Here is a 22992-nt window from a genome sequence, read left to right as displayed (position 1 = left end):
ATGGTTCCCAGCTTTTTGGAACATCATCATTTTTTAGACGACAGTTCGTTCACTGCAGCGCGTATTTTCACCATCAGTGCGGACCTGTATTTCACTGCACCACTTTCCAATTTCAAAGGATTACCAGACATGCAGACCAATCTCCTTGCCCTTGTCGGGCGGATTCTTCTCGCGCTCATCTTTGTGGTTTCAGGTTTCGGCAAGATCACCAATATCGGTGGCACTGCCGGGTATTTCGGCAGCATCGGTCTGCCGTTGCCGATCGTTACGGCGTGGCTTGTGGCATTGCTGGAGCTGCTTGGCGGCCTTGCTATCGTCTTCGGCTTCAAGACCCGCATCGCGGCACTTGCCCTTGCAGCCTTTTCCATCGCTTCAGGGATGATCGCGCATTTCGACCTGGCCGACCAGATGCAGACGATCATGCTCATGAAGAACACCGCCATGGCCGGGGGATTGCTTCTGCTGGCAGCCTATGGCCCCGGCTCCTGGTCGCTCGACCGGCGCTGATCCCCGCGACCAGCAGAACGTGCAAGAGGCCTGCCTTCAAGCGGGCCTTTTTCATTTCTGACATGGGCTTCACGGCCAGTTGAAGGACTGCAAGCACAAGCTCAATTGGGAGTGAGAGCAGGCGTCAACTCATTGCCCCGCATGCCGATAGGGTCCATGTAGACAACCAGGAGCACGCACTGCTCGCGATCCAGAGGCAAGGCATGACGATGACAGTCAAGAACACACAAGGCGGGCAGATACGTAGCCTCACGCGCTTTCTGCCGCTTGCCCTTGTGGTGGCACTGCTGATTGCCGCCTATGCGCTCGGTCTTCACGAATATCTCAGCCTCTCGGCCTTGAGCGAAAGCCGTGACGGCCTGAAAGAGCTGGTGGCAAACCATCCGCTGCTGACAGCCTTCGTGTTCTTTCTGCTTTATGCCGCAGCCGTGGCTCTTTCCTTCCCCGCAGCCTCGGCGATGACGGTCGCGGCGGGATTTCTGTTTGGGTGGGTCTATGGCGGCCTGATCGTCCTCATGGCTGCAACACTTGGGGCCACCCTGATCTTCCTTGCTGCGCGCTCCGCCTTTCGCGACAGTTTGCGCGCGAAGCTTGGCGGGGTGGCGAACAAGCTTGCTTCCGGTTTTGAGGAAGGCGCGTTCGAGTATCTGCTGATCCTGCGCCTGGCACCGGTCGTGCCCTTTTGGGTCGTGAATATCGCGCCCGCATTCTTCGATGTGCGGCTGAAGACCTATGTCACGGCCACCGCCCTGGGCATCCTGCCCGGCACCTTTGCCTTCGCCTATCTTGGCCGGGGGCTGGACAGCGTGCTGATCTCGGCTTCGGCCAGCGGCGAGACGCTTTCGGTTGGAGACCTCGTGACCCCGCAAATTACCATCGCCTTTGCAGCGCTTGCCGCGGTCGCAGCGCTGTCCGTGGTGGTCAAGAAAATGCGCAAGCCCCAGGAAGGCACCCGATGAATGATAAAGTTCTGACGCCCGATATCTGCGTTATCGGCGCCGGCTCCGGCGGACTGACGGTCGCTGCCGCGGCAGCCCAGTTCGGCGTCTCCGTGGTGCTGATCGAGCGTCACAAGATGGGCGGCGACTGCCTGAACTATGGCTGCGTGCCTTCCAAGGCGCTGCTGGCTGCAGGCAAGCACGCCCATGCGATGCGCCATGGTTCGATCTACGGCATCGGCAATGCCGCGCCCGACGTGGATTTTGCGGCTGTGATGGAACATGTGCATGGCGTGATCGGCGCCATTGCGCCCAATGACTCCGTCGAGCGTTTCACCGCGCTTGGCGTGCAGGTGATCCAGGAAGAAGCGCGATTTGTCGATGAGCGCACGGTGCAGGCGGGCAACCACACGATCCGCGCGCGCCGCTTTGTCATCGCCACCGGTTCCTCGCCCATGGTGCCGCCCATCGAGGGGCTGGATGAGGTCGAGTATTTTACCAATGAAACCATCTTCTCCCGCACCACCCTTCCCGAGCATCTGATCATCGCCGGCGGCGGGCCGATCGGGCTTGAGATGGCACAGGCCCACCGCAGGCTTGGCGCGCAGGTGACGGTGGTGGAAGCCGACAAGGCACTTGGCAAGGACGACCCGGAAATGGCGCGCCTGCTGATCGACCGGCTGAAGGGTGAAGGCATCGATATCCGCGAGCAGACCAAAGTCGCGCGGCTTGAGAAGCTGGATGAAGGCCAGATTCGCGTCTATGTTTCAGGCAGGCAAGGCGAAACGGCGATCGACGGCAGCACGCTTCTTGTCGCGACCGGCAGACGCCCTAATCTGCAGGCGCTCGATCTCGAAAAAGCCGGTGTTGAGCATGACCGCTCCGGCGTGAAGGTCAACGACAAGCTGCGCTCCACCAACTCACGCATCTATGCCATTGGCGATGCCGCGGGCGGCCTGCAGTTCACCCATGTCGCGAACTACCATGCGGGCCTTGTCATCCGCGCGATCCTCTTCCGCCTGCCCGCGCGTGAAAAGCGCCACATATTGCCATGGGTCACCTATACGGACCCGGAGCTGGCCCATATCGGCCTGACCGAGGACCAGGCGCGCAATGAGGGCAAGCTCAACAAGGTGCTGCGCTGGCCTTTCGCGGAGAATGACCGCGCGCAGGCTGAACGCAAGACCACCGGCCTCATCAAGATCGTGACGGGCAAGGGCGGGCGCATCATCGGCGTGACCATTCTGGGTGCGGGTGCAGGCGAGATGATGAATATGTGGGCGCTTGCCGTCGCCAAGGGGCTGAAGGTTTCGGACATCACCGGCTATGTCGCGCCCTATCCCACATTGTCGGAAGTCGGCAAACGCGCCGCGGTATCCTATTATGCCGACAAGACCGAAAGCCCTGTGGTGCGTGGACTGATCCGGTTTCTGCGGCTATTTGGGTGAAGGAACGGCAGTGATGATCGCGCTGCCGGATATGGCAGGGTGAAGCTCATGGCTTTTCAATCCACGCATGAAGACGATGCGACAGGCGCACCCGACACGCCTGCCGTGCCGCTGACGCGTGGTCTTTCGCTCAAGCTGCTGGTGCTGACCGTCATCTTCGTGATGGTCGCGGAAGTGCTGATCTTCATTCCCTCGGTTGCCAATTTCGGCCAGCAATGGATGGGACAGCGCCTGCGCACGGTGGCCGCCGTGGGTGTCGTTCTGCTGCGCGGCGAAGCCGACAGTCTGACGCGCGAGGCCAGCAACGACATTCTGATGGCGACGGGCGCCAAGGCCATTGCCGTGCGCGAGGAAGGTGTCGCCCGGCTGCTTGTCGTCAGCCAGATGCCGCCGGAAGTCGACATGCATGTGGATCTCGATGCCGTTGGCCCTGTGGATGCAATCGGCCAGGCTTTTTCCACGCTGTTTTTCGGCGGCAACCGCATGATCCGCGTTTTCGGCGATGTGGGCGAAGGCGGGCGGGAGTTCGAGGTCATCATGCCCGATGCGCCCCTGCGTAGCGCCATGTTGACCTATGCGCGCAATGTGGGCCTGCTTTCGCTTCTCATCTCCATCTTCACCGCCACACTTGTATTTGCCGCCATCAACCGCGTGATGATCCGCCCCATACGCGCCATGACGCGCTCGATGCTTGCCTTCGGACAGGCGCCCGACGACCCTTCGCGCGTGATCCGCCCGGAGAACCGCGACGACGAGATCGGCATTGCAGAGCGGGAGCTTGCGCAGATGCAGCGCACGCTTCTCAACACGCTTGGCGAGCGCAAGCGGCTGGCTGATCTGGGCCTTGCCGTCTCCAAGATCAATCACGACATGCGCAACATGCTGGCTTCGGCCCACCTGATTTCCGACAGGCTTGCGACCATCGAGGACCCGACCGTGCAGTCGCTGACGCCGCGGCTTTTACGCACGCTTGACCGCGCGGTCTCCTATTCGGAAGGCGTGCTGGCCTATGGGCGCACCCAGGAAGAGCCGCCGCGCCTGCGCCGGGTGCGCCTGCGCGCGCTTGTCGATGACGTGCTGGCCACCCTGCCCGTGGAAGCCGATGGCGAAATCGCGCTTGAGAATCAGGTCGAGCCGGACTTGGAAATCCGCGCCGACCCCGACCAGCTTTTCCGGGTGCTTGCCAATCTCAGCCGCAATGCCGTGCAGGCCATGGGTGCGGACAGCGACAGCGCCACCGTGCGTGCGCTTTCAATTGCCAGCCAGTATCGGCCGGGAATGGTGACAATCCTTGTCAGCGACACGGGCCCTGGCCTGCCGACCCGCGCACGCAAGAACCTCTTCGCTGCCTTCAAGGGTGCTGCGAAAAGCGGTGGGACCGGGCTAGGTCTGGCCATCGCGCACGAACTCGTGCGCGCCCATGGCGGTACGCTTGAGCTTGTGGAAAGCATTCCCGGCAGCACCGTCTTCGCCATCGAACTGCCGACAGGCGATGCGGAAATCTTAGCCACAGGCGCGCTTGCGGCCAAGTGAGACGGCGCTAAATTCCGCACTGCAAAAAACCATGTGAGCGAATTCAGAAAATTGTCACATCAGTGCTTGCTTTTGCCGTTTTCCCTCGTTAGGAAAGCGCCATTGATCGCTGGCGAGACCAGCCGATCCGCTGCCCAGGCAGTAAGCGCGCCCGTAGCTCAGCTGGATAGAGCACCAGACTACGAATCTGGGGGTCAGAGGTTCGAATCCTTTCGGGCGCGCCATTTTGTTTCATAGGCACAACTCCCTGACATGCTGGTCGTTCTCCGCAGTTGCGCGGGGCCTACGCATCTTGTCACGCTGAAATCTTGTTGTTGTGGACAGGCATTCAATACAACTAGCACCCGCCTATAAGCAATGATACAATCCTTGATTGTATTTTGATCTATGATGGCTTTGATGACCCCACAGATCGTGTTGATCTCATGCGTGAAGCAGAAGCGCGATCTACCCTGCAAGGCGGGGGAGATGTATACCAGCGCCTTGTTTTCGAAGATGATGCGATACGCACAGTCACTCAACCCGAAAGCGCTCTACATCCTTTCCGCGAAGTACGGGCTTCTCGATGTCGACGAGGTGATCGAGCCCTATGAGAAGACGCTCAACAACATGAAAATAGAAGAGCGGCGTAGTTGGGCAGACATCGTGCTGACGTCCCTCGCCGATCGTTGCGACATCGTATCGGACCACTTCGTTGTCTTGGCAGGACAACGGTATCGGGAGTTCCTGGTGCCGAGGCTCAGCCATACCTCGATACCTTTGAAGGGTTTACCCTTGGGGATGCAGCTCAAGTGGCTCGAGGAGAAAGCCCGTGTCTGAAGTCTGTGCAACGCTTCACCGACTGGCGAACGGATTGCCACGGATAATGGCTTCAAACGGTGCCAACAGCATACCTGCGAACGGGATTTACCTGGTTTTCGAGGCGGGTGAAACAAGCCACGGCGCCAGCAGGATCGTGCGTGTCGGAACCCATACAGGCAACAACAATCTCAGGAAACGGATTTTTGAGCACGTCGAGAAACCGAACAAGGACCGCAGCATCTTTCGCAAACATATTGGCCGCTGCATCTTGGCAGGCGATCCTTTCCTGCAACAGTGGAATCTCGATCTCACATCGCGAAAGAACAAAGAGAATTACGCACACGAGATCGATGCGGTCAGACAGAAGGCCGTGGAAGCCCAAGTCACGGAGTACATCAGCGGAAAACTCGAATTCGTCGTTATTCCGGTTGAAGACAAAGCTGAACGCCTCACCCATGAAAAGGCGATACTGTCGACCATCGCCTCGTGCGAAAAATGCAGACCTTCTCCAAATTGGCTTGGCCTGAAGCACCCTTCAGAGGCAGTGCGCAGCGGCCTTTGGAATATACAAGGCTATGGTAGTAGCATTTTAACGCTGCCGGACGTCGAGCGCATCGCAAGCCTGCTTTCGCCCCGCCCCATAATTTCCCCATAACGCCCCCGCCAGGCAAATCTCCACGCTCGTGTTCTTGCGTGTTTCAGCCGCGTTGGAATTTTCTTGCGCGAGATATTGCTTTGCCTATTAAACCTTTGACTGACAAAACCATCATGCTGAGAATCCTCGATGATTTTGCGGGGCTTGGCATTTGTGAAGAACAGCTTGATGAAGCGCTTGTGCGGCATGGGCCGGTGGACCTTGATCTGCTGGCGGAGTGCAAGCGGGAGCATCCCTATTTTGCGCCGCGTCGGGAGCAGCCGGGCTGGTTCTTTCTGGAAGCGGCGGAATAGCTTTTTTCGACTGCAGCCTCATCAAGATGAAAAACCGCCGGGCGACCGGCGGTTTTTTTTGCGGCTTGAACTGGCGGTTTGTGGCGGTGGTTTTAGCGCTCGCTCAAGGCGAGCTGGCCCTGCATCAGCGGCTTGACCAGATATTCCAGCACCGTCTTTTCGCCGGTCTGGATGTTCACTTCCGCGATCATGCCGGGCTTGATCGGCAGCGGGCCGTCGGGGCCTTCAAGGGCGGCTTTCTCGGTCAGCACCCGCACGCGGTAATAAGGTTCGGCGTCGCGCCGGGTTTCGTCAATGATGGTATCGGCGCTGATGAAGACGAGTTCGCCTTCGAGCGCGCCGTATTTGGTGTAGTCATAGGCGGTGATGTGCACCGATGCCGGGAGGCCGGGATAGAGGAAGGCGACGTCCGAGGGGCGGATTTCGGCTTCCACATAGAGCTGGTCGTCAAGCGGCACGATTTCCATGATGGTCTCGCCCGCCTTCACCACGCCGCCTTTCGTGGTAACTGCCAAATCCTTCACGATGCCGCGGACAGGCGAACGCAGGACGGTGCGGGTGAGCGCGTCTTCCTTTTGTGCAAGCTGCTGGTTTAGCGAGGCGAGTTCGGCGGATTTGCGTGCAATCTCGTCATTGATCTCCTGGAAATAGGCGTTCTCCACCTCGTCAAGCTGGCCGCGCAGATCAGCAACCTCGCGCTCCAGCCTGATAGCCTCGACCCGGCTTGCAGCACCCCGCGCCACCAGCGGCTTTACCAGAGCAAGCTGGCTTTGTGACAGGGCAAGGCGCTCGGTCAGGGACTGAACCGCCTCGTTGAACTTGCGGCGCCGCGAGATGAATAGATCCCGCTCGATACCGACCAGCACCTCCTGCGCCAACACATCCTCGTCGAAGGTGACGGTGTTTGCCTGGGCAAGTTCGGCCTGCAGGCGCGACAGGCTGGCACGAAGGGCAAGCGTCTGGCCCTGCAGGTCCTGAAAGGCTGAGCGGAAGCTGGTGTCTTCCAGCACGGCCAGCACCTGACCTGCATTCACCTCCTCGCCTTCCATCACCTCGATGGAGCGCAAAATGCCGCCTTCAAGGGACTGGATGATCTGTCCGCGGCTCAAGGGTGCGACCTTGCCGGGGCCGCGGGTGACTTCCTCCAGCGGCGCAAAAGCCGCCCAGGCGAAGAAGACGGCAAGCGAGAGCGCAATGAGGCGCAGTGCCGTGCGGTGGGTGCCGGCCTCTTCAAGGAAGCTCGATTCAGCCTTCATCCAGACCGGAGCCGTTTCGACCGCGGAAGTATCACTCATCGCTCTTGCCCTTGTTTCCCGAAAGTGCAGCCAGCACGCCTTCAAGCGGTCCTGCGGCTGCGGGTTTGCCGTGATTCATCACCACCGCGCGCTCCACCAGCGCCAGAACCGGCTGGCGGTGGGTGGCAACGACCAGCGTGCGGCCTTCAAGCCAACCGCGCATGCGGTGAATGACGCGTGTTTCAAGCGCGTGGTCCATCGCGGCCGTGGGCTCGTCCAGAAGCACGATGCGTGGATCGCGCAGCCACAGCCGGGCAAGGCCGATGGACTGGCGCTGCCCGCCCGAGACGCCCGAGCCGCCCTCGCCTATCGGACGGTCAAGGCCAAGCGGATGCTCGCGCACGAGACTTTCAGCGCCGACAAATTCGAGCGCTTCAATCAGCTCTTCGTCTTCGCGGTCTTCCAGCCCGAGATTGAGGTTCTCGCGCAAAGTGCCGAAGAAGAGGCGCACATCCTGTTGGAGATAGGCGATGGCGCGGCGCAGATCGACCGGATCGATCTGGCGGATATCGGTGCCGTCCACCAGCATACGCCCGCCTGCGGGGTGATAGAGACCGGCGAGCATCTTCAACAATGTCGATTTGCCGGAACCATTGGTGCCCAGAATGGCCGTGGCCGAACCCGGCTCGAAGGAGAGCGCGGGCACCTGCAAGGCTGCCTCGCTGTGCTCGTCATAGCGGAAGGCGACATCTTCAAGCTGAAAGCCACCTTTAAGCCTTGGGCGGTGGACGAATTTGCGCTCACGTGGCCGATCCACCGGCGCTGCCATGATTGCGCCGATGCCCGACAGTGCGACTCGCATCTGCTGCCAGCGACCCAGAATGCCGGATAGCTGGGTCAGCGGGGCGATGGCGCGCGACGACAGGATCGTGCAGGCGAGCAGTCCACCGACCGTCATCTCACCGGAATGGATCTGGTAGACGGCCACGACCGTGACCATCACATAGGCCGCCTGCTGCACGCCCACTGCGCTGAATTGCAGGGTGTTGGTGAGGCGGCGCATCTTGGCGGAATTAACGGCAAGGAGTGCTGTATATTCCTCCCAAAGGCGCTGAAAGCGACCTTCGGCACTGATGGATTTGACTGTTTCGGCACCCGTCATGGCCTCGACCAGAAGGCCGTTGCGGATGGAGCCTTCCTTCATGTTGAGGCGGGAATATTTCTCCAGCGGCCACTGGGCGATGACGCCCGGCAGCACGATCAGGGGGATCGCAGCGAGAAGCACATAAGCGACCGGCCCCCCGATCAACCAGATGATGCCGACAAACAGGATGACGAAGGGAATGTCGCTGATCGCGCCGATCGTGGTGGAGGTGAAGAACTCACGCACGGAATCGAATTCGCGCACCTGATTGACGAAGGAGCCGGTGGATTTGGGCCTGACCTCCAGCCGCATGCCGAGTGCGCGCTCGAAGATGTGGGAGGACAGGCGCACGTCGAGCCGCTTGCCTGCCACATCCATCAGCTGTGCCCGGGCGATGCGGGTTATCGCCTCCAGCACGATGGCGATGCCCACGCCGATGGTCAGCACCCACAGGGTTGCGAAAGCCTGATTGGGGATGACCCGGTCGAAGACCTGGCGCGAAAAGAGCGCTGCGCCAAGTGCGAGGAAATTGGCAAGCGCTGCAGCGGCGGCAACTTCAAAAAAGCTCATCTTCAGACGAGCGACCTGGCTCCAGAACCAGTGCCTGCCGGCCGAAATGTTGAAATCGTCGGCGCGGCTGTCGCTGCGCGTGACAGGTGCTGCGAAGATGACCGGACCGGCCATGATCTTCTGCAGTTCGTCAAGCTTCACCTCGTGCTGGCGCGCCTCCATTTCGGGCATGATGATCTTGCCCTTCTCGCCCTCAATGGAGGTGAGAAGACAGGTGGTGCCATCCACGCGCACGATGAGAACCGGCAACAGGGCCTTGTCGATGGTGGAAAGTGTCACGCCGCTGCGCACACGCACCGAAAGGTCGGCCCGCGCGGCTGCGCGCGGAAGAACGCCCAGCGTCAACTTGCCATCGGTCAGCGGCAGGCCGGCAGTCAGCTCGCCGGACGTCGCCGGGCGATTGTAGAGACGGCACAGGACATGCAGTCCATCAAGCAAGGTGTCGCGTGATTTCGGTGCCCCGTCCTTGCGGGTGGCAGCAGACAGAAGGGTCGTGATTTCCGGTGCAAAACTCATCGCGTCTGCTCCCCTGGGTTAAGTCCGAGTGTCGGAAGAAGCTGACCGAGGGCGCCGGCAGCGGTATATTCGAGGTCGAGGATGTCGTAGCGGGCAATCACGCGGCTGCGCTCAAGGCGCACGATGTCGGCCTGTACCGTCACCAGATCCACCAGCGTACGCTCACCGATCTTGAACTGCTCCTCGTAAAGCGCGCGAAGCTCCTGCGCCTCTTCAAGCTGGATGCCGTAAATGCGCTGCTGATTCGCAAGCGTGGGGGCACGGTCACGAAGGGCACGCAACTGCGCGGTCGCCTCACGCTTCTCCGCCTCTGCAGTCCAGCGGGCGGTTTCGGCGGCCATGCCTGCTGCATCAACGCGTTTGAGATTGCTCAGACCCGTAATGCTTGGCCCGGTAACGCGCAGACCCACGCCTGCCTTGTCCGAGCTTGCCCCTTCGGTCGCGCCGTAGACGGCTTCGGCGCTCAGCCGTGGAAGCAGCTCCGCCTTGGCAAGCTTCACGCTTTGCCTGGCTTCCGCCTCGCGCTCCAGCGCGGCCTGCACTGCCGGAGCATGTGCAACGAGTGCCTCGATATCCGTATCGTTGGTGACCGTGAGGCCAAGGCGGGGAACGCGGACCGAAGAGCGGCTCTCCATTCCGATTTGCGTGCGATAGATGCTGCGAGCATCGCGCAATGCGCCATGTGCCTCCTCCAGCTCGGAGCGGGCTCCACCAAGACGAACCGCCGCCAGACGCGCCTCGGTTTCGTCCACGACACCTCCTTCGGATCGCACGGTCGCCAGATCCAGAAAGCGCTCATGCACGGTGACGTTTCTTTGCGCCACCTCCACGAGCTCCGCGTGGCGCTGCACATTGATCTGCGCGCGTGCGGCATCGAGCGCCGCCTGCTCTTCTGCGGCACGCAGCGCGGCAATCGCTGCCCTTTTTGCGGCATCCGCACCGGTAATTCCGGCGCGGGTGTGCCCCCAGTCGAACAATGGCTGGGAGAGGGTCACCTCATAATCATAGTCGCTGCGCGTGCCCATGCCGGCAGAACTGTTGAGGGTGGGGAAATAGGCTTGCCGTGCGATCTCGGCATTGATGCCGGCGCCCGCGAGCTCGGAGATGCGTGCGCGCACCTGCGGGTTTATCGAAAGTGCCTGCCTAATGGCCTGCGTGAACTCTTGAGATGTGGCGGAGAAAGTTGGGCGGCGGGTCGTGCCAACTGTGACCGGGTCTGTCGCTGGCCCGGCGTTGGCACTCTGGTTCGCCTTCTCCAGCGGCTCCGGCACGTATAGATCCGGGGAAAGCGTCTCGACCTTCGGCTTGCCCACAGGCCGGCTTGCATCGAGCTCGTCAAGAATTCCGGGCTTGTCTCCAAGCGCGGGGAACGATGCCCCGCAGGATGAAAGCAATAGCGCCGAAGCGCTCAAGAGCAAGGTGCGCAAAGGAATTGAAAGGTCAATCCGCGCGAAGGTCTGCCCTCTTGAAATCACATGTGACACAGATCGCTCTCCGGTTCAGGATGCCCCCCGGATGCGCAGTTCAACGCCTGATGGTCCCCGCTCAGGCGGAAACCGGGCCAGGTCGTGAGGAATGAGTGCGCTTGCGGATGAAACGAGCCGGTCGACAGGTCATTTGAGCGGGCAAGGGCGAAATAATACCGTTCAGCACGGCAGCTCTCCAAATTCATTCATCAAAATGAGACTGTTACGCGCCGTCGAAAAAATCGGCGCGGTACGTGTACGGCTACTGCCCGAAAAGGGCCAACAGGTACCAGCCACCCGATGGCGATGTGGCTCAAGGAAATCACCTGCACTTCAAGATCTAGAATACACGTTAAAGTTTATCAACCGTCTCTTTACGAAAACTTTCACACGCTTAGCAGCAGAGTATGATCCTCCCGAAAAATTTTCGATAAAATGCGCCTTTATCACTGTATTGCTATTCGCCCATAAAGCATGAGCCTGCGTAAAACAGCCTTACAACGAACGCAGAGAACACAACTCAGCGTTACAAGCATCACCGGCTCCAGCTGCCACCACACAAGCTGAAGCCGATCCACCAGGGGCATTCACCAACATGCCTCAACAAGTTTCGCAGAAGGCAGATGCATAACTGCCTGACGCGTCCGCCAAGTCGACCCTCCCGCCCCCCGGGTCGACTTAGCCCAAAGCCTCGTTTGCTACGTGTTTCGACGCTAGCAGGCGAGGCTTTGGGACCCTTTCGGGCCCACCTCACAATCTGCAATTCCCACGGGCAATTTCTACGCGGCCCGGCAACCGGGATGCGACATACCAGAAATGCACATCCCATTGGCAGGAAATTGTTAGGCACAACAATCGTTTACGCACTCGACAATGAGCCGGTCGCGCGGTAGCGGTCATTGTCATCACGATTGGGCGGGGCCTATGGAGCATCTGGGAAGTCTCTTAGAACGCGCGCTTGATGCAGTCGTCGGCATGGATGCCGAAGGCAGGGTGACGGCATGGAATGCTGCGGCTGAAGAGATGTTTGGCTGGAGCCGGGTTGATGCCATCGGGCGCATGATGGGCGAACTGATCGTGCCGCCGCAACATCGCCAGGCGCATGCCCATGGGCTGCAGCACTATCTGGACACCGGCGAAGGGCCGGTTCTGGAAAAGCGCATCCGCATTACCGCCATGCATCGCGCGGGCAAGGAGTTTCCCGTCGAACTGTCCATCTTCGCCATGGGCGAGCGGGGGCCCGATCAGGTTTTCTACGGTTTTCTGCGAAGCCGGGAGGCCGAGGAAGAGCATGCTCGCGAGCAGGAACTTCGAGCCAGGGAAGCCGAAACGCTCATGAAGATCGGCCAGAAGCTGATCCAGGATGTGCCGCTGGCGGAATTTGCGCGCTACTGCCTCTTAGAAGTCTGCTCCATCGCCGGACTTGATGCGGGTCATCTTTACCTGGTTCGGGGGCGGGGCTCAGCGCAAACACTGGTTTCCTCGGGCATCTGGCATCTGCAGGACGAACGTTTCCGACCTGTTATCGACATTACCGCCAAGACAAGGCTGAAGATCGGTGAGGGCCTTCCCGGGAAAGCATGGGAACAGCGCGACCTTGTCGCACTGGAAAACCTGGTCGGAGAAGCGGCGTTTGTCCGCCGCAAGGTATTCGGCGATGTCGGGCTTACACGCGCGGTCGCCATTCCAGTGGAGCACGGCTCGGAGGTTCACGCGGTCATCGAATTTTTTGGTACTGCCGATTCCCGTATCGACGACGCCTTTCTGCGCATGCTCAAGACCGTTGGCAGCCAGATCGGAGCCGCTATCCAGGCAAAGGAAAGCGCGGAGCACCGCGAAACCTTGCGCCGGGAGATGGTGCACCGGATGGGCAACAGCCTCATGGTGCTCTCATCCATTTATCGCAGCTGCTCGCGTCGTGCGGCAACGAAGGAAGAACTGGACCAGGCATTTCTTGGCCGGGTGGATGCCATGGGCAGGGCTAACCGGCGAGCGATCATGGAAGCGCAGCAAGGCGCCTCATTGCAGGAACTGGTCAATGATACGATGGGCATTTTCCCCGACCGGGACTTCATTGAGGTCGATGTCCCAGACGTCCAGTTCTATGGCGAACAGGTGATGCCGATTTCGCTGGTCCTGAACGAGCTTGCCACCAATGCGTTGAAGTATGGACAACTGGGCAGCGGCAGCACGCTTGCCATTTCGGGCTCGTTTGATGAGCGGACAGGCGAACTGGACCTGAAGTGGGAGGAGCGGCTGGACGATGAAGCCCCACCGATCAGTGTTCCCAAGGAGCTCAACGAGGGATTCGGCAGCCAACTTATCCGAATAATGGTTGAAAGCCGAATGGGTGGCACATTCGAGCGCAACCTCGACCAACGCGGGTTCCGGTTCCGAATGCGTGTACCAGCGGTGGCGTTGGACCAGACACGACAGTAGGCCGTTGGACCGGACCTGAACAGAGCGCGCGACGCATCACCCTTCCGGGTCTGTGCGTGGGGCCAGCCAGTGCTTCCATTCGGTCTGGAATGCGTAGCTGCCATCAAGCAGTGAAGAGGCAAGACCGCCCCATCCGCATAGGAAATAGCGCCGCAGCAGGTATGACCGGAGAAAATACTCAAGAGGTGAAGTCGCCATCTTGATTGGCATGGCCTTTTTTCCGCGGGCCAGGCGCTGACGGACTTTAAGGGACGAATAGACGATCTGCTTTTCGGCGTGGCGCTCAGGCGTCATCCAGGCATTGTGGAGGATATAGCCGGACTTCAGCAGGCCGGGGGTCTCTTTAAGAATGACGCTCTCATGGATGGTCTGGGACAGGTCGAACACGCCTTTCCGCCGATCGAACAGGCGCAAAATGCGTGTGTGGGCGACCCATGGATGAGCGTGGCCATAGCCGGCCACCCATTCCCGCCGAAGAAGGTTATAACCCGAACATTCCGGAGTACCCTTCAACAGCCCTACAATAGCTTCGCCCAGCGCCTCGTCGATTTCCTCGTCGGCATCCAGACTCAGGCACCAGTCATTGCGACACTGATCCAGGGCATACTGCTTTTGTGCGGCGTAGCCCGGCCAGTCACGCCTTAAAAGACGAACTGGCAGCCCCTCCGCTTCGAGCCTCGCTATTATCTCACAGGTCTCATCTGTCGAACCGGAATCGACCACCACGATTTCGTCAAATGCGGCTACCGAGCGAATGCACCGTTCAATGGTGGCTTCCGCATCGCGGCAGATGACGAAGGCTGAGGCAGGAATTCGATTGCTGGAAGGCATGTAGGACGCGCTTTGAACCATGATGCGCGCAAACTATGCAAAAAAGAACCCAATGTCAGCGGCAGCCAAACGTGCGGCGGATGAATTTGAGCAACCACAGAGCAAAAAGAGGTAGATTTTTTTCGGAGAGTTCTGGTGCTGCCGGAGAGATTTGAACTCTCGACCTCTCCCTTACCAAGGGAGTGCTCTACCCCTGAGCTACGGCAGCGCCTCGAAGTCGGCGGGGTTCTGCCATATCGTTTCGCGAAGCGCAAGCGGTTCATTGCAATGAATTGCGAAGTTGGGAAATCTTCTTTTTAACGCATTGCTGGGATCATCCTGAAGAAGGGAGACATGAAGGCTGTCATGAGCGGAAACAAGAGCGCAAACCAGGCGGAACAGGACCCGCGCAAGAGACGGTTGGCGGAGGAGTTGCGTGCCAATCTCGCACGACGCAAGGCGCAGGCGCGTTCCCGGCGTGCAGGTGCAGCCGACGAGCGCGACGAGGGAATCAGTGCTGCACGCGCGAAACCATCTTCAACAGCCGATGAAAAGGGCTGATGGGGAGAAGTGACGCATTTTCTTGAACGCGGGCCGCGCTTGCTCTAGACCGGTCTGCCACACCAGAACCCCAGAAGCCGGGACATGATAGACCCGGGAAAGAGAACTCAATGGATCGCATTCGCATAAGGGGGGGCAACACCCTTAATGGCACCATTCCGGTGTCCGGCGCGAAGAACGCGGCGCTGCCGCTGATGATCGCATCGCTTTTGACCGATGACACGCTGACGCTTGAGAATGTGCCACATCTGGCCGATGTCGAGCAGCTTATCCGCATTCTCGGCAATCACGGTACGGACTATATGGTCAATGGCCGCCGCGAGAACCAGGACAAGGGCTACTCGCGCACGATCCACTTTACCGCGCGCAGCATTGTCGACACGACCGCCCCTTACGAGCTTGTCTCGAAAATGCGTGCGAGCTTCTGGGTGATCGGGCCGCTTCTGGCACGCATGGGTGAAGCGAAGGTTTCGCTGCCAGGCGGTTGCGCCATCGGTACGCGTCCGGTCGATCTCTTCATCGAGGGCCTGAGAGCGCTCGGCGCGAATATCGAGATCGAGGGCGGCTATGCGCACGCAACTGCGCCGAAGGGGCTGATCGGGGCACGATACGAATTCCCGAAGGTTTCTGTCGGTGCGACGCATGTGCTGATGATGGCCGCCGCGCTTGCCAAGGGTGACACCACTCTCGAGAACGCGGCACGCGAGCCGGAAGTGGTGAACCTGGCGGAGTGCCTGAATGCCATGGGCGCGAAGATCTCCGGTGCCGGCACCTCCACCATCACGATCGAAGGCGTGACCTCGCTTTCGGGCGCGCGCCACCGCATCATTCCTGACCGCATCGAGACGGGCACCTATGCCATGGCTGTTGCCATGACAGGTGGTGACGTTCTTCTGGAAGGTGCACGGCCGGATTTGCTGGAATCCGCTCTTGAAACACTTGAGCGCACCGGCACGGAGATCACCCGGACCAATACCGGCATTCGCGTGCGTCGCAATGGTGCGGGCATCCAGGCCGTTGATGTGGAGACAGACCCCTTCCCCGGCTTTCCGACCGATCTTCAGGCCCAGTTCATGGCGCTGATGACCAAAGCCAAGGGCCAGTCGCGCATTACCGAGACGATCTTCGAAAACCGCTTCATGCATGTGCAGGAGCTGGCACGCCTCGGTGCGCGCATCTCGCTCTCCGGCCAGACGGCCATTGTGGAAGGTGTGGAGCGGCTGAAGGGTGCACCCGTTATGGCGACGGATCTGCGCGCGTCGGTCTCGCTGGTGATTGCGGGCCTCGTTGCCGAAGGCGAAACCGAGGTCAATCGCGTTTATCACCTGGATCGCGGCTTCGAGCGCCTGGAGGAAAAGCTTTCGGGCTGCGGTGCCGAGATCGAGCGTATCACAGGCTAGACCGTCTGATATTTTACCTTATCTTCCGGGCGGAATACTGCCCGGAACCTGCCGAACATGAAAGTTGAGGGTCATGGAATCATTGAAACTGATCGCGCTTGATGAAGAGGATCTTTCGGTGATTTCAGCCCATGTGCAGGATGCGGTCCTGAAGGTGAGCGATATCCGCTATCTGAAAAAGGAAAAGCGGTTCGCGCTGCAGATGAACCGCTTCGCCTGGGAGAAGGACAAGCCCGGGCTCTTTCGTCGTACACCGCATGAAAGACGCCTCTCCTTCCTGCATTTCGACCGGGTTCTGGCCGTGCGTGCCTTTGGTATATCGCAGGCGAAATCCGAGGATGTTCTGTCGCTTCTGACGATCGGCTTTGCCGAAGACGAAGCGCCGGCCGGCACGATCGAGCTGATCTTCTCCGGTGATGCGGCCATACAGCTTGATGTGGAATGCATCGAGGCACGGCTTGCCGACAGTGCTGCGGCATGGTCCACCCAATCGCGCCCCAACCACGGAGCGTGAGCCGATGCCGATCAAGCTGAAGACATCAGACGCGGATTTCGAAACGCGTTTTGCAGAGTTTCTCACCACCAAGCGCGAAGTCTCGCAGGAGGTGGATGACAAGGTGCGCGAGATCATCGCCGATGTGCGCCGCCGTGGCGACGAGGCGGTCATTGAGCTGACGCGCAAATTCGACCGTTTTGACCTTGATGCGTCGGAGTTGCGGATCACCTCGGAAGAGATCGCGCAGGCCTATGACAAGGCGGACCCTGAAACCGTCGAGGCCTTGAGGCTAGCGCGCGAGCGCATCGAGGCGCATCACCGCCGCCAGGTACCCGAAGACAAGCGCTATACGGACAAGATTGGTGCTGAACTCGGCTGGCGCTGGACCGCAATTTCGGCAGTCGGGCTTTATGTGCCGGGCGGAATGGCAAGCTATCCCTCTTCAGTGCTCATGAATGCGGTGCCTGCCCGCGTTGCCGGTGTCGAGCGGATTGCGATGGTTGTTCCCACGCCCGATGGTGCGCTCAATCCGCTGGTGCTTGTGGCAGCCGACATTGCCGGCGTGGATGAAATCTACCGCATCGGCGGGGCGCAGGCCGTGGCCGCTCTTGCCTATGGCACGGGCACGATCGCGCCGGTGGACAAGATAGTGGGCCCGGGCAACGCCTTTGTGGCTGCCGCGAAGCGACAGGTCTTCGGCAAGGTGGGCATCGACATGATTGCGGGGCCGTCCGAGGTGCTTGTCGTGGCTGACGCGAACAACGATCCTGACTGGATTGCCGCCGATCTTCTGGCGCAGGCCGAACATGATCAGGCCGCGCAGTCGATCCTCATCGCCGATGACGAAAACTTTGCGGCAAGCGTTGAAGAGGCGGTGGAACGCCAGCTCAGCCAACTGTCGCGCGAAGAGATCGCACGGCCAAGCTGGAAGGATTTCGGCGCCACGATCCTCGTGAACACGATCGAGGAAGCGCTGCCACTGATCGACCGCATAGCGCCGGAGCATCTTGAACTGGCGCTTGATGATGATGCGGGCGAAGCGCTGCTGCAGCGCATTCAGCATGCGGGCGCAGTCTTTCTTGGTCGGCACACGCCGGAAGTCATCGGCGACTATGTGGGCGGTTCAAACCATGTATTGCCGACCGCGCGTTCGGCGCGTTTCTCCTCCGGGCTTTCGGTGCATGATTTCGTCAAGCGCATGTCGATCCTGAAGCTTGGACCAGAGCAGCTTCGCGAACTCGGGCCGGCGGCGATTTCCATCGCACAGTCCGAAGGGCTGGACGGCCATGCCCGTTCGGTTTCGATCCGCCTCAATCTGTGAGAAGGACGCATCATGGGCGAGAATGCATCCGATACCGCGCGTCTGGTCGATGTCGAGCTGGACGAGACGGTCGGACGCGCTGCCCCTGATATCGAGCATGAGCGCGCGGTCGCAATTTTCGACCTTGTGGAAGAGAACTCCTTCAGGCCGGTGGGTGATGAGGGCGAAGGCCCCTACAAGCTGCGCATCTCGCTGGTGGATGCGCGACTGGTATTCGCCATCAGCCGCGAGAGTGGCGAAGACGTCGTCACCCATATTCTCTCGCTGACGCCGTTCAAGAAGATCGTGAAGGACTATTTCATGATCTGTGAGAGCTATTACGAGGCCATCCGCTCCGCTACGCCGCGGCAGATCGAGGCTATCGATATGGGCAGGCGCGGGTTGCACAATGAAGGTTCGCAGCTTCTGAAAGACCGTCTCGACGGGAAGATAGAGGTGGATTTCGACACCGCCCGCCGTCTCTTCACGCTCGTCTGCGTGCTTCACTGGCGAGGATAGCAGCGATGACCGTGGAGGAGGACGCGGGCGAAAAGAAGGAATCCGGAGGGAACGAAGCGCGCAAACCGGCACCCTCATCGCCGCCACGCCTGCCCGGCTCCATCCTGTTTCTGTGCAGCATGAACAGTATCCGCTCGCCCATGGCGGAAGTGATCGCGCGCAAGCTGCTTCCGCCCAGCGTCTATATCGCCTCTGCTGGCGTGCGGCCCGGCGCGCGCGATCCGTTCGTGGATGCCGTGCTTGAGGAAGTCGGCTTGGGCTTGGGTGATCACCAACCCCATTCCATGGACGAGCTGGAAGACGATTACTTCGACCTCATCGTCACACTGGCACCGGAAGCCCATCATCAGGCGCTTGAATTGACACGCTCCCATTCTGTGGAGGTGGAATATTGGCCCACGCTTGATCCATCCGTGGTGGATGGCCGCCGCGAACAGATACTGGCCGCCTACCGGGATGTGCGCGAAAGCCTAGCACAGCGCATTGGAAACCGCTTTGGAACCGCCTTGCCGCCAGCATCTTAACAAGCGTGTTCACAAATGGGGGGAGATGGAGTAGGTTCCGCGCGACTTTGCGGGGTCGCGGGGCTGATCGGCTGGTCAAACAGCTTTATTCTCCTGTCTTGAGACCTCCACTCATCCATCAAAGAAGGTATCGGATGCCGAAAGAAGACATTCTCGAATTTCCTGGTGTTGTCACCGAATTGCTGCCGAACGCCATGTTCCGCGTGAAGCTGGAAAACGAGCACGAGATCATCGCCCACACCGCTGGCCGCATGCGCAAGAACCGCATTCGCGTTCTGACCGGTGACAAGGTGCTGGTCGAGATGACGCCCTATGACCTGACCAAGGGTCGTATCACCTACCGCTTCAAGTAGTTCCGGCGCGAGTGCCGCTGCAATGAGTGCCAGGAAGAAACTTGTTCTTGCTTCGGCTTCGCCGCGGCGCGTGGAACTGCTCCAGCAGGCCGGCATCGAACCCGACCGGCTTTTGCCTGCCAATATCGACGAAACACCCATCAAGGCCGAGCATCCGCGCTCGCTTGCCAAAAGGCTGTCGCGTGCCAAGGCCGAAAAAGCCATGGAGCGGCTGCGCAAGGATGGTGAGGCGGCGGTCTCGTTCCTGCTGGCAGCCGATACGGTCGTTTCGGTGGGGCGGCGCATTCTGCCGAAGGCGGAAACGCTGGACGATGCATCAAACTGCCTGCGGCTCTTGTCGGGACGATCGCACCGGGTGTTCACCGGCATCTGCGTGTTCACGCCCGAGGGCAAACTGCGCCAGCGGCTGGTGGAAAGCCGCGTGCGCTTCAAGCGTCTTTCAAAGCAGGAGCTTGAGCACTATCTTGCAAGCGGCGAGTGGCGCGGCAAGGCGGGTGGCTATGCCATTCAAGGCATTGCAGGCAGCTTTGTCGTTAAGCTGGTCGGCTCCTATACGAATGTTGTCGGACTGCCGCTTTACGAGACAACCGCTCTGTTGGGCGGCGAAGGTTTCGACGTTTCGCCACGCTGGTTGCAGCAGGCGGATGAAGACGCGCTGCCGGAAAGCTAGAGCTTCCGGCTGACTTGCTTAAGCGGTGACCTTTTACAGTTTTCAATCACGAGGGCCTGTCATGGCAGATACGCAAAAGGTGACCCCACTGCGTCCACGTCGCGCATGCCCGGAATGTGGCCAGCCTTCGGCGCGTGAGACCTACCCCTTCTGCTCCAAGCGCTGCAAGGATGTCGACCTCAATCGATGGCTGAATGGCGCCTATACAATCCCCGGCCCTACTGTCGATGATGCGGACGAGCAGGAGTGAGTTACAAAGCGTCTGATCTGTTGATTAGAATGCAATCTAAGCTCCTCATTATATTCTAATTTCTCTCTCATAGATTGCATTCTGCCCACGATATTTCGGGCAGAGAGTAAGTAAACGGGCGGGCAGGCTTACGCGAGCAAGGCTTGTGGCTGCACCTGTGACCGCCCCTCCCCTCGCCCGCATGACCCGCCCCGCTCATATCGCTTGTGATTTGAGAGGATTGCGTCATGCGTAGAGTTTTCATTCTAACGGCCTCTGTTGCGGCCATTATATTGATCAGCGGCTGCGAGAAATCCCAAGTTACCGGGCAGAACATCGCCTCGGGAAAGCAGGATCGGCTGGTTGCCAGGGCAAATGAGAATGCACCCGGCCTCGCCGAACTGCTTGGCGATGCCAAGCTTCTGGCAAGCGATTATGCCGAGAAGGCCGGAGCGACAGCCACGCAGATCTACGATATCTTGAAGAACAAGACCGCAGAGGCCATGGTGCCGCTGGACGACATTCTCGACAATGCTGCCGTGACATGGACGGAAGCGAAAGAAGCTTTCACGCGTAGCTGGAGCAACCTTTCGGAGGCCACGGAAGCGCCGGGCTATGGCATTGCCGGTGCGAGCCTGGACCAGACTTCAGAAAAACTGAAAAAATACACTGACAGGCTCACAAACCCGAAGCCTCTGGTCTCCGACACCGCGATGAAAAAGCTGTACGAGGCGGGCGACTATACGCCCGGTCGCTTTCACGGCGAGGCAACGGATGCTGCAAGCAAGGCCATCACAGAAGCTCTACGGCCGGGTCTTGATGCAGCGGGAGATGGCACCAACCTGGCAAAAAAGGCACTGGAAGCGGTACATGATCCTGAAGCGGCTGTGGGGGAAGCCCTGGAAGCCATGAAGGAAAAGGGGGCGGACATGGCCGTCGATGCAGCAGAGACAGTGGCGAAGGAAGCAGCCCGCAAGATCATTCCGCTGCCAAGTGCCATGACCGACAAGGCGGTTGAAGCCGGTGCCGGCGCGCTGCGTGACATGATCGGCGTCGGCAAATGAGGCTGGCTCAACATGAAAAAGGCCCGGCTCGCGGACGAGCCGGGCAAAAGGCAGGCAAACCGGGGGGAGACCGGTGTGATGGGAGTGATGCCTGCTTGGAAAAGCCAGGTGTTCAGACGCGCCGGCGGATCGTTCTTGAAGCCGCAGAGGCGCGCCTAGCCTGAAGCTCGATTGTCGGGTCTCGCATGGGCGTGTATCCGCGAAGCCGGTCAATGTCGCAGCGCTGAAGCCCGATATCAGCGAGTTGCCAATCTTCCAGTTCATCCAGGCTTGCGACGGCGCGACGGCCAAGCCAGGCGCGATAAGCAGCGCCCAGCGCCTGCGTGACGCGCTTGAGGCTCACACCCCTTGGCTGTCTTGCGCGTATTGCTCCCGACATGTTCATCGCTCTGCTCCACAACATGAAGGCGCCAGCGCGTCCTCATGGGCGCCTCTGCCTTCGTTTCGATGGGTTGAAGATGTCACCGGGCGATTGATTAGTCGAACGAATGTTTCTAATGTTTTGCATCAACATTCCTGATGGACTGATCCATGGCCGCCCCTCTTGATCTCGACCAACTCGCCACATTTCTCGCCATTGCCGACACTGGCAGCTTCACGCGGGCTGCAGAACAGGTGCACCGCACACAGTCTGCGGTTTCCATGCAGATGCGCAGGCTTGAGGAGCGGGTCGGCAAGACGCTTTTCGAGAAGAGCGGCCGCAGCAATCGGCTGACCGAAGATGGCGAACGGCTACTGCTCTATGCACGCCGGATGATGCGGCTGAACCGCGAAACGCTTGCAGCCTTCGACGAGGAAAGTCTTGAGGGCAGTGTGCGGATCGGCATGCCTGATGATTATGCCGAACCTTTCCTGCCGGAGATCATGGCGCGCTTTACCCGGTCCAATCCGCGGGTGGAGCTGTCGGTCCTGTGCGAACCCACGTCCAACCTGATGCAACATGTGCGGCAGGGGACCGTCGATCTCGCGCTGCTGACCGATGACGTTTCGGCAGAGGTGATCCGGCGCGAGCCGCTTCTTTGGGTGACATCAGCCAACCACGCCACCCATGAGCGCGATCCGCTGCCGCTTGCCGTTGGCCGCCCCACCTGCACCTGGCGACGGCATGCCTATGAGGCGCTGGATGCGATGGGGCGGGAGTACCGCACCCTTTTCACGAGCTATTCGGTCACCGTCATCACGGCTGCCGTTCTCTCCGGCACAGCAGTTGCCGTATTGCCCGAATGCGCGCTTCGGCCTGGTATGCGTGTGCTGAACGAGCGAGACGGTTTTCAGCCATTGCCGGATTGCTGCATCGGCCTCGTGCGCGGGCACAACGGAGACACCGACATTGTCGAAGCGCTCCTGCGGCATGTGGTCGAGTGCCTGGACAATATTTCAGCGCCTGCGGCCCTGAATGGCGACGGTACGCCATTCGACTTCGAAACGCTCAGCCACAGGCATCGCAATGGAAAGCGGCTGCGCCCGGCGCATCTGTTGCCGGGCTGGTGACATTGCGCACTTGACCTTGAGGGGTGGGAT

General features: G+C 60.0%; 24 protein-coding genes and 2 tRNA genes. 20 read left to right on the top strand and 6 right to left on the bottom strand.

All coding sequences use genetic code 11. The features are described 5' to 3' along the window. Positions 1-129 precede the first annotated feature (129 nt). From WA367_RS06100 to WA367_RS06065, 8 genes are all read left to right on the top strand, one after another. Positions 130-507, top strand: coding sequence for a DoxX family protein (locus tag WA367_RS06100; protein ID WP_336055892.1), 378 nt, complete (start codon positions 130-132; stop codon positions 505-507). Positions 508-710: 203 nt separating this feature from the next. Beyond that, a complete protein-coding gene (locus WA367_RS06095) occupies positions 711-1466 on the top strand; it encodes a TVP38/TMEM64 family protein (RefSeq protein WP_336055891.1) in 756 nt (251 codons plus the stop codon). Then, positions 1463-2893 carry a dihydrolipoyl dehydrogenase family protein gene (locus tag WA367_RS06090; protein ID WP_336055890.1) on the top strand — a complete coding sequence of 477 codons (1431 nt, stop codon included), beginning with the start codon at positions 1463-1465 and terminating at the stop codon, positions 2891-2893. Before WA367_RS06095 ends, WA367_RS06090 begins: the two co-directional genes overlap by 4 nt. A gap of 48 nt (positions 2894-2941) precedes the next feature. Further along, positions 2942-4426, top strand: coding sequence for a HAMP domain-containing sensor histidine kinase (locus WA367_RS06085; protein ID WP_336055889.1), 1485 nt, complete (start codon positions 2942-2944; stop codon positions 4424-4426). Between the two features lie 147 nt (positions 4427-4573). Further along, a tRNA-Arg gene (locus tag WA367_RS06080) sits at positions 4574-4650 on the top strand. Between the two features lie 175 nt (positions 4651-4825). Beyond that, complete coding sequence (locus WA367_RS06075; RefSeq protein WP_336055888.1) at positions 4826-5245, top strand: DUF6884 domain-containing protein; 420 nt, start codon at positions 4826-4828, stop codon at positions 5243-5245. Next, the gene (locus tag WA367_RS06070) at positions 5238-5882 is read left to right on the top strand and encodes a hypothetical protein (RefSeq protein WP_336055887.1); all 645 of its coding nucleotides are present in this window, start codon (positions 5238-5240) and stop codon (positions 5880-5882) included. Before WA367_RS06075 ends, WA367_RS06070 begins: the two co-directional genes overlap by 8 nt. A 38-nt stretch (positions 5883-5920) precedes the next feature. Then, complete coding sequence (locus WA367_RS06065) at positions 5921-6175, top strand: hypothetical protein (RefSeq protein WP_336055886.1); 255 nt, start codon at positions 5921-5923, stop codon at positions 6173-6175. 92 nt (positions 6176-6267) lie between these two features. Here WA367_RS06065 and WA367_RS06060 read toward each other — a convergent pair whose 3' ends face one another. From WA367_RS06060 to WA367_RS06050, 3 genes are read right to left on the bottom strand one after another with little or no spacing between them, the layout of a single operon-like run. Continuing rightward, complete coding sequence (locus tag WA367_RS06060) at positions 6268-7470, bottom strand: HlyD family type I secretion periplasmic adaptor subunit (protein WP_336055885.1); 1203 nt, start codon at positions 7468-7470, stop codon at positions 6268-6270. Further along, positions 7463-9640 (bottom strand): type I secretion system permease/ATPase, encoded by a 2178-nt coding sequence (locus tag WA367_RS06055; RefSeq protein WP_336055884.1) that lies wholly within the window; start codon positions 9638-9640, stop codon positions 7463-7465. The genes WA367_RS06060 and WA367_RS06055 overlap by 8 nt, the downstream gene beginning before the upstream one ends. Next, a complete protein-coding gene (locus tag WA367_RS06050; RefSeq protein ID WP_336055883.1) occupies positions 9637-11124 on the bottom strand; it encodes a TolC family protein in 1488 nt (495 codons plus the stop codon). Before WA367_RS06050 ends, WA367_RS06055 begins: the two co-directional genes overlap by 4 nt. 906 nt (positions 11125-12030) lie before the next feature. Between WA367_RS06050 and WA367_RS06045 the strand changes: the two genes are divergently transcribed. Beyond that, positions 12031-13545: a sensor histidine kinase gene (locus tag WA367_RS06045; RefSeq protein ID WP_336055882.1), complete on the top strand. Its 1515-nt coding sequence runs from the start codon at positions 12031-12033 to the stop codon at positions 13543-13545. Between the two features lie 36 nt (positions 13546-13581). Here WA367_RS06045 and WA367_RS06040 read toward each other — a convergent pair whose 3' ends face one another. Then, the gene (locus WA367_RS06040) at positions 13582-14376 is read right to left on the bottom strand and encodes a glycosyltransferase family 2 protein (protein WP_336055881.1); all 795 of its coding nucleotides are present in this window, start codon (positions 14374-14376) and stop codon (positions 13582-13584) included. 133 nt (positions 14377-14509) lie between these two features. Then, positions 14510-14584: transfer RNA gene (locus WA367_RS06035), tRNA-Thr, on the bottom strand. Positions 14585-14709: 125 nt separating this feature from the next. On the opposite strand from WA367_RS06035, the gene WA367_RS06030 reads away from it, so the two are divergent. The 10 genes from WA367_RS06030 to WA367_RS05985 all read left to right on the top strand — a co-directional run bounded on the left by WA367_RS06030 (position 14710) and on the right by WA367_RS05985 (position 21471). Then, positions 14710-14916: a hypothetical protein gene (locus tag WA367_RS06030; RefSeq protein ID WP_336055880.1), complete on the top strand. Its 207-nt coding sequence runs from the start codon at positions 14710-14712 to the stop codon at positions 14914-14916. A gap of 110 nt (positions 14917-15026) precedes the next feature. Next, positions 15027-16316: a UDP-N-acetylglucosamine 1-carboxyvinyltransferase gene (gene murA, locus WA367_RS06025; RefSeq protein WP_336055879.1), complete on the top strand. Its 1290-nt coding sequence runs from the start codon at positions 15027-15029 to the stop codon at positions 16314-16316. 73 nt (positions 16317-16389) lie between these two features. Continuing rightward, the gene (locus tag WA367_RS06020; protein WP_336055878.1) at positions 16390-16830 is read left to right on the top strand and encodes a DUF2948 family protein; all 441 of its coding nucleotides are present in this window, start codon (positions 16390-16392) and stop codon (positions 16828-16830) included. A gap of 4 nt (positions 16831-16834) precedes the next feature. Then, on the top strand, positions 16835-18133 hold the full coding sequence (hisD, locus tag WA367_RS06015) for a histidinol dehydrogenase (protein WP_336055877.1): 1299 nt from the start codon (positions 16835-16837) through the stop codon (positions 18131-18133). A 12-nt stretch (positions 18134-18145) separates the two neighbouring features. Beyond that, positions 18146-18631 (top strand): UPF0262 family protein, encoded by a 486-nt coding sequence (locus WA367_RS06010; RefSeq protein WP_336055876.1) that lies wholly within the window; start codon positions 18146-18148, stop codon positions 18629-18631. Between the two features lie 5 nt (positions 18632-18636). Beyond that, complete coding sequence (locus WA367_RS06005) at positions 18637-19155, top strand: arsenate-mycothiol transferase ArsC (RefSeq protein ID WP_336055875.1); 519 nt, start codon at positions 18637-18639, stop codon at positions 19153-19155. Between the two features lie 134 nt (positions 19156-19289). After that, complete coding sequence (gene infA, locus WA367_RS06000; protein ID WP_036482630.1) at positions 19290-19508, top strand: translation initiation factor IF-1; 219 nt, start codon at positions 19290-19292, stop codon at positions 19506-19508. A 22-nt stretch (positions 19509-19530) separates the two neighbouring features. Further along, positions 19531-20178: a Maf-like protein gene (locus tag WA367_RS05995; protein ID WP_336055874.1), complete on the top strand. Its 648-nt coding sequence runs from the start codon at positions 19531-19533 to the stop codon at positions 20176-20178. A 61-nt stretch (positions 20179-20239) separates the two neighbouring features. Then, positions 20240-20428 carry a DNA gyrase inhibitor YacG gene (gene yacG / locus WA367_RS05990; RefSeq protein WP_336055873.1) on the top strand — a complete coding sequence of 63 codons (189 nt, stop codon included), beginning with the start codon at positions 20240-20242 and terminating at the stop codon, positions 20426-20428. Positions 20429-20655: 227 nt separating this feature from the next. Further along, complete coding sequence (locus tag WA367_RS05985; protein WP_336055872.1) at positions 20656-21471, top strand: hypothetical protein; 816 nt, start codon at positions 20656-20658, stop codon at positions 21469-21471. A gap of 112 nt (positions 21472-21583) precedes the next feature. Here the strand turns inward: WA367_RS05985 and WA367_RS05980 are convergent, their stop codons facing one another. Further along, the gene (locus WA367_RS05980; protein ID WP_336055871.1) at positions 21584-21856 is read right to left on the bottom strand and encodes a DUF1127 domain-containing protein; all 273 of its coding nucleotides are present in this window, start codon (positions 21854-21856) and stop codon (positions 21584-21586) included. Between the two features lie 146 nt (positions 21857-22002). Between WA367_RS05980 and WA367_RS05975 the strand changes: the two genes are divergently transcribed. Continuing rightward, complete coding sequence (locus WA367_RS05975) at positions 22003-22962, top strand: LysR substrate-binding domain-containing protein (RefSeq protein WP_336055870.1); 960 nt, start codon at positions 22003-22005, stop codon at positions 22960-22962. Positions 22963-22992 lie beyond the last annotated feature (30 nt).

Source organism: Nitratireductor sp. CH_MIT9313-5, from assembly GCF_037029545.1.
In the GTDB taxonomy this organism is placed as follows: domain Bacteria; phylum Pseudomonadota; class Alphaproteobacteria; order Rhizobiales; family Rhizobiaceae; genus Chelativorans.
The sequence above is the reverse complement of the archived record's forward strand: the minus strand, read 5'-3'. Positions and strand labels throughout refer to the sequence as shown.